This is a genomic window from Streptomyces mesophilus, assembly GCF_011044995.1.
Lineage (GTDB): Bacteria > Actinomycetota > Actinomycetes > Streptomycetales > Streptomycetaceae > Streptomyces > Streptomyces mesophilus.
In genome coordinates, this window is sequence record NZ_JAAKZW010000250.1 from 1 (window position 1) to 11,346 (window position 11,346).

Consider the following 11,346-nt stretch of genomic DNA (forward strand, 5'->3'; position numbering starts at 1 on the left):
ACGGACGCTTCCTTTGTACTCACCCTCTCGGGCTTTCCTCCGGGCTTCCCTTCGGTGTTTCCGACTCTATCAGACTCTTTCGGGCCCGATTCCCAGTCGGACTGGGATTTCGCTTTCCGGGGTTTCCACTTTTCGGCGGTTTCCCTTTCCGGCGAGACCGACTTTATCAGAGTTTCTCGACCGGTCTGACCGGCCTTGGATTCTGATGAATCGGAGAGGCTTCGTGAGGAATGAATTTCCTGCGAAGCACGTAGAGATGAAGCTCTGCCGCCGAACCTGACCGGTTCCAGGCAACTGTTCGAATCTACCTCCCCCGTCCAGCCGTGTCAACGACTTTCTTGGGGCGGAGAGGACAGTAGCAGGTCAGGCGGGTTGAACGCACATCACGCGGCGATCGGCACGGAGGCGCTCTGTTCGGGCTCCGCCACGTCTCCGCGCTCGCCGGCGCGGACCGCGCGGCCGCCCACCACGTACACGTAGAGAAGAAAGGCGAGTTCGGCGACGACGCCGATGGTGATGCGGGCCCACGTGGGAAGGCCGGACGGGGTGACGAAGCCTTCGATGACGCCGGAGATGAAAAGGATGAGGGCCAGGCCGATGGCCATGCCCAAGGCGGCGCGGCCCTCTTCGGCGAGGGCTGTGCGGCGGGTGCGCGGGCCCGGGTCGATGAGTGTCCAGCCGAGGCGCAGGCCGGTACCGGCCGCGACGAAGACGGCTGTCAGCTCCAGGAGACCGTGGGGCAGGACCAGGCCGAGGAACGTGTCGAGGCGCCCTGCGGAGGACATCAGGCCGATGCCCACGCCCAGGTTGAGCATGTTGAGGAACAGGATCCAGATCACCGGGAAGCAGAGGAAGGCGCCCAGGACCAGGCACATCGCGGCGGCCTGGGCGTTGTTCGTCCAGACCTGGGCGGCGAAGGACGCGGCGGGGTGGCTGGAGTAGTACGTCTCGTAGTCGCCGCCGGGGCGGGTGAGCTGACGGAGTTCCTCGGGGGCGGCGATCGCGGACTGGACTTCGGGGTGGGTGGCGATCCACCAGCCGATCAGTGCGGCGACCAAGGTGGAGAGCAGAGCTGTGGGTACCCACCAGTGGCGGGTGCGGTACATCGCGGCGGGGAAGCCGTTGCCGAGGAAGCCCGTGACGTCGCGCCATGAAGCGCGGCGGGTACCGGTGACCGCGCTGCGGGCGCGGGCCACGAGCTGGCTGAGGCGGCCGGTCAGCTGAGGGTCGGGAGCGCTGGACTGGATCAGCGAGAGATGGGTGGCGGTGCGCTGATACAGCGCGACGAGCTCGTCCGCTTCTGCTCCGTTGAGCCGGCGTCGGCGGCTCAGGAGCGCGTCCAGGCGGTCCCATTCGGCACGGTGTGCGGTGACGAAGACGTCCAGGTCCATCCTGCGGCTGCTCCCCTTGCTGCGGCGCGATGTGCCCTCAGCTTGGCAGACTGTCCGGTCCAGGGGCAGTGCGGGGAAGGGCGGGACACGTGAGTGAGCTGGTGACCGGGGAGGCGGTGGCGCTCGAATTGCGCGCCGCGCGGCTGCCGAGCCGGGCCTTGGCGGTGATGATCGACCTGGCTGCGGCCTTCGGTGTGTACATCGCCGTGTCCGTGGCGCTGTTCGCCGCTGCCGGCTCCCTCGACGGCGCGGCGCAGGCGGCGATCTCGGTGGCCACGTTCGTGCTGGTCCTTGTGGGCGGGCCGATCGCGGTGGAGACGCTGAGCCATGGGCGTTCGCTGGGGAAGCTCGCCTGCGGGCTTCGCGTCGTACGCGATGACGGCGGGCCCATCCGCTTCCGGCACGCGCTGGTGCGCGGGGCGATGGGGGTGATCGAGATCCTCGGGACGGCCGGGGTCGTGGCCTGTATCGCCTCGCTGGTGTCGGCGCGTGGGCGGCGGCTCGGGGACGTGTTCGCGGGGACTCTTGTCGTACGGGAGCGGATCCCTGTGGCCCGTACCGCCTATGTGCCGCCGCCTCCGCCCTGGCTCATGGGGCGTTTCGCCGAGCTGGATCTGTCCGGCGTACCCGATGGGCTGTGGCTGGCGATCCGGCAGTACCTGACGCGGATGGGGCAGCTGGATCCGCAGGTGGGGTGGTCGATGGCGGGCCGGCTCGCGGCGGATCTCGCGGCTTGTACGGGGGCGGCGGCGCCACAAGAGGTGCCGCCTGCCGCTTATCTGGCGGCTGTGGTGCACGAGCGGCAGGCTCGGGATGCGCGGAAGGCGTTCGGGGCGATGCCGGGGTACGGAGTTTCCGGGGCTACGGGGTACGGAGCTCCCGGGGCCGTGCCGGGGTACGGAGCTCCCGGAGCTGTGCCGGCCGGTTCTCAGGTGCCGGGCGGTGCCGGTCACGTGCCGTCGGGGGCCTTCGCTCCCCCTTCCGGGCAGCCCACCTACCAGCCGGCTCAGCCCTCCTACCGGCCCTCCGCCGCCGAGCCGCCGGGTGCCGCGCCCCAGGACGTGCCGCCCAAGACCGGTTTCGCTCCGCCTGCTTGAGCGGGTGTGGGCTCGTTGCCCTCGTAACGCCCTTGCCCGAGAGCGGACTTACGGGAACACCGACGGCGGTGACTCCAGGTCTTCGAGCTCGATGCCGGGCGCTGCGAGCACCACGTCCCCGGCGATATGCACGGTGTGCTGCTCCCCCGTGTCCAGTTCGCTGACCTGGTATTCGTCCACGGCCAGCGGCCCGTTGTCAGTGGCGTGTGTTTCGCTTTTCAGCAGTGACCAGGACTGGTCGAGGGTGCGCGGGGCGAGCACGGGGTCGGTGAGGCGGACGAGGCGGACGCGCTTCGAGGGGGAGTCGGGGGTGAGCCGCAGCAATCGGGCTGTGGCGATCAGGAACGCGGGTGAGGCGCCGCTGAAGGCATGGGCCCGGACATTGCCTTCGGTGGCGTGTTCGCCGGTGGGATCGGTGCGCACCCAGGTCACGCCGTCGATGGCGGCGCCGCGCACCTGCCAGTCACTGGCGTGGAGTTCCATGCGGATCGGGCGGCCCAGCTCGTCGAGGGCCAGGTCGACGGAGCCGGTGAAGTCGCCGGAGGGGGAGGTCAGTTGGGAGACGTAGCGCCAGCCGGAAGGGCCGGGGGCGCAGTGGAAGTGCTCTTCACCGAGGGGGGTGTGATCGTGCGGATCATGGAGCGAATAACGGCCGCGGGGCATGAGGTCGGGTCCTTGCTGGGTCCTGTGCGGGCCGTGACCGGGCCCGCACGCGGGCAGGCCCCCGCCTGAGGGGCGAGGGCCTGCCTTGCGCCAAGTGCTCCGCCGGTGACGGCTGTTGACGTCGACCGATGACAGCTGTTCCTGCCGATCGGTGACGGCTTTCGCCGCGGGCGGCCTGCCGGCTGTACGTCTTTGTCCTGCTCGCAGGGGCGTACGGGGCGACAGGCACCCGGGCGGTACGGGCCGTCGGTGGCGGGATCAGTAGCGGTAGTGGTCCGACTTGTACGGGCCCTCGACCTTGACGCCGATGTAGTCGGCCTGCTCCTGGCGCAGTTCGGTGAGCTTCACACCGAGCGCGTCCAGGTGGAGGCGGGCGACCTTCTCGTCGAGGTGCTTGGGGAGCACGTACACGTCGGTCGGGTACTGCTCGGGCTTCGTGAACAGCTCGATCTGGGCCAGGGTCTGGTCCGCGAACGAGTTGGACATCACGAAGGACGGGTGGCCGGTCGCGTTGCCCAGGTTCAGCAGGCGGCCCTCGGACAGCACGATGAGGACCTTGCCGTCGGGGAACTTCCAGGTGTGGACCTGCGGCTTGACCTCGTCCTTGACGATGCCCGGGATCTGCGCGAGGCCGGCCATGTCGATCTCGTTGTCGAAGTGGCCGATGTTCCCGACGATCGCCTGGTGCTTCATCTTGGCCATGTCGGAGGCCATGATGATGTCCTTGTTGCCGGTCGTCGTGATGAAGATGTCGGCCTTGTCGACGACCTCGTCGAGCGTGGTCACCTGGTAGCCGTCCATCGCCGCCTGCAGCGCGCAGATCGGGTCGATCTCGGTGACGATGACGCGGGCGCCCTGGCCGCGCAGCGACTCCGCGCAGCCCTTGCCCACGTCGCCGTAGCCGCAGACGACCGCGGTCTTGCCGCCGATGAGGACGTCGGTGGCGCGGTTGATGCCGTCGATCAGCGAGTGGCGGCAACCGTACTTGTTGTCGAACTTCGACTTGGTCACGGCGTCGTTGACGTTGATGGCCGGGAACAGCAGCGTGCCGTCACGGTGCATCTCGTACAGACGGTGCACACCGGTCGTGGTCTCCTCGGTCACGCCGCGGATCTCGGAGGCGAGCTTCGTCCACTTGTCGGAACCCTCGGTGATGGTGCGGTTGAGGAGCTGCAGGATGACGCGGTGCTCGTCGTTCTCGGCGGTGTCGACCGAGGGGACCTTGCCGGCCTTCTCGTACTCGACGCCCTTGTGGACGAGGAGGGTGGCGTCGCCGCCGTCGTCGAGGATCATGTTCGGGCCGCCGGTGGGGGTGCCGGGCCAGGTCAGCGCCTGCTCGGTGCACCACCAGTACTCCTCGAGCGTCTCGCCCTTCCAGGCGAAGACCGGGACGCCCTGGGGGCTGTCCGGCGTGCCGTTCGGGCCGACGGCGATGGCCGCGGCGGCGTGGTCCTGCGTGGAGAAGATGTTGCAGGACACCCAGCGGACCTCGGCGCCCAGGGCGACCAGGGTCTCGATGAGCACGGCGGTCTGCACGGTCATGTGCAGGGAGCCCATGATGCGGGCGCCGGCCAGCGGCTGCGTGGCGGCGAACTCCTTGCGGATCGACATCAGGCCGGGCATCTCGTGCTCGGCGAGGGTGATCTCCTTGCGGCCGAACTCGGCCAGCGAGAGGTCGGCGACCTTGAAGTCCTGTCCATTGACAAGAGTGGTCATGTGAGGCTGCTCCCAGATCGGAGACGGTTTGCGGGCATGGAGCGGCTGCGGCGCGGGCACACGACGCGCAGGCGCAACACCAGCCCGCGCAGGCACACAGGGGTGCACCCGGTAGCTCGCAGCGCAGTCCGTCGGAGGCCCTCTCTCCCTCGGACGGCCCAATCCCGGCCCCGCCCGACCGCCATCAGCAGCGACGTCTGTCAGGTCACGAATCTACACCGATCGGCCCAGCGGGCAGTAGCCCGCCCCCGGCACGTAGCCTCGTGGGCTGCAGGGCCCGGAAGGCTTGTTGGGGGCAGGCCTTCTAGACTTTTGCGCATAGACCTGGCTATAGGGTCACAGACCGCCTGTAGCAGGATGCGGTAGGCCGAAAGCCGCACCCCGGTGCGGTGCCGACGAACGCTCGAGGAGATATACGTGACCAGTCCAGCGCAACCCCCCGCAGGCGTGGGGCCCGATGGGCGGAAGCTCAAGCTGCTCGCGGTCACCGCGTGCCCGACCGGTATCGCTCACACGTATATGGCGGCCGAGAAGCTGCAGCAGGCTGCCGAGGGTCTCGGCGTCGACATCAAGGTGGAGACTCAGGGCTCGATCGGTGCCGAGAACGTACTCACTGACAACGATGTCAGAGACGCGGACGGCATCATCATCGCAGCCGACAAGGAGGTCGACCTCGACCGCTTCGCCGGCAAGAAGCTCCTGACGGTCCCGGTCGCGGACGGTATCCACCGTCCCGAGCAGCTGATCGCCGAGGTCCAGAACGCCAAGGTCTACTCGGGCGGGGGTTCCGGCGGTGGCGCGGCGGGCGGTTCCGGCGGCGGCGGTGCGGGCGGCGGCAAGGAGCGGAGCCTCGCGTACAAGGCACTGATGAACGGTGTCTCGTACATGATCCCGTTCGTCGTGGTGGGTGGTCTGCTGCTTGCGGTCTCGCTGTCGCTGGGCGGGCACGCGGACGCCAAGGGCGGCCTCGTGGTTCCCGAGGGCACCTTCTGGTTCTACGTACAGAAGCTCGGCGAGACCGGCTTCAAGCTGATGCTGCCGATCTTCTCCGGCTACATCGCGTACGCACTCGCGGACCGGCCCGCCCTGGTGCCCGGCATGATCGGCGGATTCCTCGCCGCCGACGCCACCACCATCTACGGGGCCGATGCGAACGCGGGCTTCCTCGGTGCCATCGTCACCGGTTTCATGGCCGGTTACCTGGTCCTGTGGATCAAGAAGGTCAAGGTCCCGAAGGTCGTCGCGCCGATCATGCCGATCATCGTCATCCCGATCATCTCGACGCTGATCGTCGGCCTGCTGTACATCTACTTGATCGGCCAGCCCGTCTCCTGGCTGTTCACGCAGCTGCAGGACTGGCTGAACGGCATGACCGGCTCCAGCGCGATCGTGCTCGGCGCCATCATCGGTCTCATGATCGCCTTCGACATGGGCGGTCCGGTCAACAAGACGGCGTTCCTCGTGGCCGTGGGTCTCATCGGTACCAACAACGCCGTGATGGGTATGGCCGCGGCCGCCATCCCCGTCATGCCGCTCGGTCAGGGTCTGGCCACGCTGCTGCGCAAGAAGCTCTATTCGCAGGAGGAACAGGAGACCGGTCTCGCGGCGCTGTTCATGGGCTTCTTCGGTATCTCGGAGGGAGCGATCCCCTTCGCGGCAGCACGACCAGCCCAGGTCATCCCGGCGAACATGCTCGGTGGCGCGGTCGCCGGTGCCATCGCCGGTGTGGCGGGCGTCGAGGACTCCGTGCCGCACGGTGGTCCGATCGTCTCGCTGTTCGGCGCGATCAGCGGTGCTCTGATGTTCTTCGTCGCGATCATCGTCGGCACGCTCGTCACCGCGTTCACCACCAACGCCCTCATCGCGATCAAGGCCCGCAAGGAGGCCGGCAAGGCCGCGGAGCTCGGCGGCCCCGAGCCCGCGATGGCCGGTGTGGGCGCGGGTGCCAAGTCGGCCGGTACCGCCACCGCCGCCGCCGCGGCCGCCGGTACCGCCTCCCCCGCCACTCCGTCCGGCGCGAAGTCGGCCGGGATCGCGGCCGCGGGCTCCACGCAGTCCGCGGAGGCCGCCCCCAGTGACGAGGTCCTCTCCGGCTATCTCACCGAGCAGACCGTCAAGGTCCAGCTCGCCTCCGACGACAAGGAGGCGGCGATCCGCGAGATGGCCAACATGCTGGCCAGCACCGGCAAGGTGACCGACACCGAGGAGCTCGTGCAGACCGCGCTGCGTCGCGAGGCGCAGGGCACCACGGGTCTCGGCGAGGAGATCGCCATCCCGCACGCCAAGACCGATGCGGTCACCGCCCCGATCGTCGGGTTCGCCCGGTCGTCCGAGGGCGTGGAGTGGGGTTCGCTCGACGGCACGAAGGCCAAGTTGATCTTCATGATCTCCGTGCCGGAGGCCGCCGCCGGCGACGAACATCTGCGGATCCTCGCGCTGCTCTCCCGCAAGCTGATGGACACCGGCTTCCGCGAGCGGCTGCAGTCGGCGCCGGACGAGGCGGCGATCCTGGATGTGCTGCGCGAGATCCAGTAGCGCCCGCCCGGCACACCCCCGTACGGCGACGGGCCCCGCACCTTTCGAGGTGCGGGGCCCGTCGCCGTACGGGAAAGAAATCAGTGACCGGCAGGCCCGCCGGGCGACTTCGCCGGGTTGCCGCCGGCCTCGGCCGCGGACTCGCTGTAGATGTCCGGCTCGAGGTAGATCACGCGGGCGATCGGCACGGCGGTGCGGATGCGCTCCTCGGCGGCGTTTATGGCGGCGGCCACCTCGGCGGCCGTGTCGTCGTGCTGGACCGCGACCTTGGCGGCGACGAGCAGTTCCTCCGGGCCGAGGTGCAGCGTACGCATGTGGATGATGCGGGTGACCGTGTCGCCGTCGACGATCGCGGCCTCGATCTTGGCGACCTCCTCGATGCCCGCGGACTCACCGAGCAGGAGCGACTTGGTCTCGGCGGCGAGCACAATCGCGATGATGATCAGGAGGATGCCGATGCACAGGGTTCCGATGCCGTCCCAGACGCCGTTGCCGGTGGCGAGCGCGAGGCTGACGCCGGCGAGGGCGAGGATCAGACCGACGAGCGCGCCGAGGTCTTCGAGGAGGACGACGGGGAGCTCGGGCGCCTTGGAGCGGCGGATGAACTCCTTCCACGACTGCTTGCCGCGGATCGCGTTCGACTCCTTGATGGCCGTACGGAAGGAGAAGGTCTCCGCGATGATCGCGAACACCAGGACGCCGACCGGCCAGTACCAGTGCGTGATCTCGTGCGGGTGCTTGATCTTCTCGTAGCCCTCGTAGATGGCGAACATGCCACCGACGGAGAAGAGCACGATCGAGACGAGGAAGGCGTAGATGTAGCGCTCGCGCCCGTACCCGAAGGGGTGTTGCGGCGTGGCCGCGCGCTGGGCCTTCTTGCCGCCGAGCAGCAGCAGGCCCTGGTTGCCCGAGTCGGCGAGCGAGTGGACGCTCTCCGCGAGCATCGACGAGGAGCCACTGAAGATGAAGGCCACGAATTTCGCTACCGCGATGGCGAGGTTGGCGGCGAGTGCCGCCACGATCGCCTTGGTGCCGCCTGACGCGCTCATCTAGCCCGATGTCCCTTCGCACTGCTGCCGCGTACGCCGTGTACGCAATGGACCGCACGACCGCTCAGGGCCGTGCGGTGCGCCATTGTTGCAGCAGTCGGAGCGGACGGCGCGTCAGGCCACCACGGTGGCGCGGAACATGGTGCCGTTTCCGGAAATCTCGGCCGTCTCGCCCGCCGGGACGAAGACGGACTGGCCGGGGGCGAGCTCGAACTCCCCCGCGGTCACCGTGCCCGCGGTGCAGAGCAGGATCTGCGGCGTACGGGCGGTCACCTCGCGCGCGGCGGAGCCTTCCGCCAGGACGTAGCGCGAGAGCCGGAACTCGTCGATCGGCGTCTCGTAGACCTCCTCGCCGTCGGGGCCGGCCTCGGGGCGCAGGACGCCCGGGTCGGTGGCCTCGAAGCGGACGATGCGCAGGAGTTCGGGGACGTCGACGTGCTTGGGGGTGAGGCCGCAGCGAAGGACGTTGTCGGAGTTGGCCATGATCTCGACGCCCAGGCCGTTGAGGTACGCGTGCGGGACGCCGGCCCCGAGGAACAGGGCCTCGCCGGGCTGCAGTTGGACGTAGTTGAGCAGCATCGCGGCGATCACGCCGGGGTCGCCCGGGTAGTGGCGGGCGATGCTCGCGTACGGGGTGTAGGCGCCGCCGAGGCGGTCGGCCGCGGCGGTGGCCTCGGTGACCGTGGCGGTCATGGCGTCCTTGTCGGCGCTGAGCACGGCGGTGAGCACCTCGCGCAGCGCGGCCTCCTCGGGCTGTGCGTGCAGCAGGTCGACGTAGGGCTTGAGGGAATCGACGCCGAGGCCGGCGAGCAGATCGGCGGCTTCGTTCGGGTCGCGGAAGCCGCACAGGCCGTCGAACGGGGTGAGCGCGCAGATCAGTTCGGGCTTGTGGTTGGCGTCCTTGTAGTTACGGAACGGAGCGTCGATCGGGACGCCGCGCTCCTCCTCGTCCGCGTACCCCTCCTTCGCCTGCGCGAGGTCGGGGTGCACCTGAAGCGACAGCGGGGCGCCGGCGGCGAGCAGCTTCAGGAGGAACGGCAGCCGGGGTCCGAACTTCGCCACGGCCTCGGCGCCCAGCTCGGCCTCGGGGTTCGCGTCGACGACCTCGTTGAGCGGGCCGCGCTCCAGGCGCGAGGGGGCGCCGGGGTGGGCTCCCATCCACATCTCGGCCTGCGGTTCACCGGTCGGCTCCACACCGAGCAGCTGCGGGATCGCGGTGGTCGATCCCCAGGCGTACGGGCGGATGGTGTTGCTGAGGCGGTCCATGAGGGGATTTCCTTCGTACGTACGGGAATCAGGCGCCTGGGACGGGCACCGGGAGGCCGGTTGAGGTGACGCTCATGATCGTCCCCCCGAGGCGAGCGCCAGGTAAACGGCGGCGAAATCCGTGACGGCGATCAGCTCCGCCAGGTTCTCGAGATCGCTGCCTTCCTGGGGTTCGAGCTCGCTGATCGCGATGTCGTGGCCGAGCGCGAGTTCGCGGGCGGCGGGGGCGGCGCTCAGGCCGCCCGTGGGGCGGTCGCGCAGGAGGACGGCGCGGGCCCGCATCGCCTGCGGTTCCTCGACGCGGTCGCGGAAGAAGTCGTCCGGGTCGCCGCCCGCTGCGAGGTTGCCGGTGAGGAGGGCGCCGTGGGCGGGCAGGGCCTCGGGCAGTTCGCCGGCGAGGGCGGCACGTCCTGCGATCTCGGCGAGCATCGCGGCGAAGCGGCGGCCGACCGGGCCCGCGGGCGGGCCCTCGGTCCAGATCAGCGGCAGGGACTCGTCGAGCTCGGCGGCGAGGGTCTTGGCCGGGTTGCTGTACGTGGCGATCGCGGGGCCGCAGCGTTCCGCGGTGCTGTCGAGGCGGTCGGCGACCTTCTGCAGGGTGTCGGGCGAGGCTTCGATCAGGTCGGCGCGGTCGAGCAGGGCGAGCAGCGGGGTGAGCAGCGCCCACAGGGCGTCGGGGCCCGCGGCCGCGCCCTCCTCGTACTCGGCGTGGAGGCTCATCGCCATCGGTACGGCCAGGCCGTGCTTGGCGCCGACCGTCTCGTGGAGCGGAGTTCCGGCGGGGGCCACCGAGGTGACCGCGCAGCCTCTGCGGTACGCCTGCTCGGCGAGGAGCTCGAGACCGGGCTCGGTGCCGTCCGGGGTGGCGATGAGGAGCAGGTCGACCGGGCCGACCCAGCCGGGCAGGGCCCAGCGCAGGGCTCCGGCGGCGGGGGCCACGCCGGTGGGCTGCAGCCTTGTGACCGGGCAGGCTCCCCCGGCGAGGGTTGCGATCAGGTCGGCGACGCATACGGAGGCGGCGCCGGGGCCCGCGATGAGGATCGCCCGGGGGCGGCCCTCGGGGCGCAATTGGCTGACGCCGGCCTCTTCCGCGAACCGCACCGCGGTGCGCACCCTGGCGCCGGACTCGGCCGCGCCGCGGAGGAGGCCTCTGCGGTCGGCGCGGGCGAGGGCGTCCGGGTTGTCCAGCAGCGAATCGTCTAGCACGGGCGGTGGGCCTCCGATCGCTGGGTGCCGGGTGGCTTTGGCTTGTGCCGGTGGCTTTGGCTGGTGCCGGTGTGCCTGGTTCGGCGGCTTCCGGTTTGCGCGGGGTTTTCGTGCCGGGTGCTGCGGCTTGTTTCGTACGAGGTCGGGGTGTCCCTCGTCGTACTACCCGCCGCGGACGGTGTCAGGCCGGGCGGCGGGCCTCGTCGACGAGCAGGACGGGGATGCCGTCGCGGACCGGGTAGGCCAGGCCGCAGTCGGTGCCGGTGCAGTGCAGCTCGGCGTCCGCCTCCTTGAGGGGGGCGTGGCAGGCCGGGCAGGCGAGGATCTCGAGGAGTCCGGCTTCGAGCGGCATGGTGGGTGTCCGTCCCTTCGAACAGGTGGTTTGACCACGTCAGGGTATCGCTGTGTGGGGTGGGGTGCGGG

General features: G+C 69.8%; 9 protein-coding genes. 2 read left to right on the forward strand and 7 right to left on the reverse strand.

The annotated features are described in order from the left end of the window. Nucleotides 1-383 precede the first annotated feature (383 nt). A complete protein-coding gene (locus tag G6045_RS34840; protein WP_165336209.1) occupies nt 384-1,391 on the reverse strand; it encodes a stage II sporulation protein M in 1,008 nt (335 codons plus the stop codon). Between the two features lie 89 nt (nt 1,392-1,480). Here G6045_RS34840 and G6045_RS34845 point away from each other — a divergent pair, with 89 nt between their 5' ends. After that, nucleotides 1,481-2,488, forward strand: a complete 1,008-nt coding sequence (locus G6045_RS34845) for an RDD family protein (protein WP_328708011.1) — start codon at nt 1,481-1,483, stop codon at nt 2,486-2,488. Nucleotides 2,489-2,536: 48 nt separating this feature from the next. Here G6045_RS34845 and G6045_RS34850 read toward each other — a convergent pair whose 3' ends face one another. Next, entirely contained in the window at nt 2,537-3,151 is a 615-nt protein-coding gene (locus tag G6045_RS34850; RefSeq protein ID WP_165336211.1) for a hypothetical protein, read from the reverse strand. Between the two features lie 258 nt (nt 3,152-3,409). Beyond that, nucleotides 3,410-4,867: an adenosylhomocysteinase gene (gene ahcY / locus G6045_RS34855; protein ID WP_165336212.1), complete on the reverse strand. Its 1,458-nt coding sequence runs from the start codon at nt 4,865-4,867 to the stop codon at nt 3,410-3,412. A 417-nt stretch (nt 4,868-5,284) separates the two neighbouring features. On the opposite strand from ahcY, the gene G6045_RS34860 reads away from it, so the two are divergent. Then, nucleotides 5,285-7,402 (forward strand): fructose-specific PTS transporter subunit EIIC, encoded by a 2,118-nt coding sequence (locus G6045_RS34860; RefSeq protein ID WP_165336213.1) that lies wholly within the window; start codon nt 5,285-5,287, stop codon nt 7,400-7,402. An 80-nt stretch (nt 7,403-7,482) separates the two neighbouring features. On the opposite strand, the gene G6045_RS34865 is transcribed toward G6045_RS34860, so the two are convergent. The 4 genes from G6045_RS34865 to G6045_RS34880 form a co-directional block, all read right to left on the reverse strand. Beyond that, on the reverse strand, nt 7,483-8,451 hold the full coding sequence (locus G6045_RS34865) for a cation diffusion facilitator family transporter (RefSeq protein WP_165336214.1): 969 nt from the start codon (nt 8,449-8,451) through the stop codon (nt 7,483-7,485). A gap of 114 nt (nt 8,452-8,565) precedes the next feature. After that, the gene (manA, locus tag G6045_RS34870; protein ID WP_165336215.1) at nt 8,566-9,717 is read right to left on the reverse strand and encodes a mannose-6-phosphate isomerase, class I; all 1,152 of its coding nucleotides are present in this window, start codon (nt 9,715-9,717) and stop codon (nt 8,566-8,568) included. 72 nt (nt 9,718-9,789) lie between these two features. Next, entirely contained in the window at nt 9,790-10,923 is a 1,134-nt protein-coding gene (locus G6045_RS34875) for an SIS domain-containing protein (RefSeq protein ID WP_165336216.1), read from the reverse strand. A 181-nt stretch (nt 10,924-11,104) separates the two neighbouring features. Then, a complete protein-coding gene (locus tag G6045_RS34880; RefSeq protein WP_165336217.1) occupies nt 11,105-11,275 on the reverse strand; it encodes a Trm112 family protein in 171 nt (56 codons plus the stop codon). Nucleotides 11,276-11,346 lie beyond the last annotated feature (71 nt).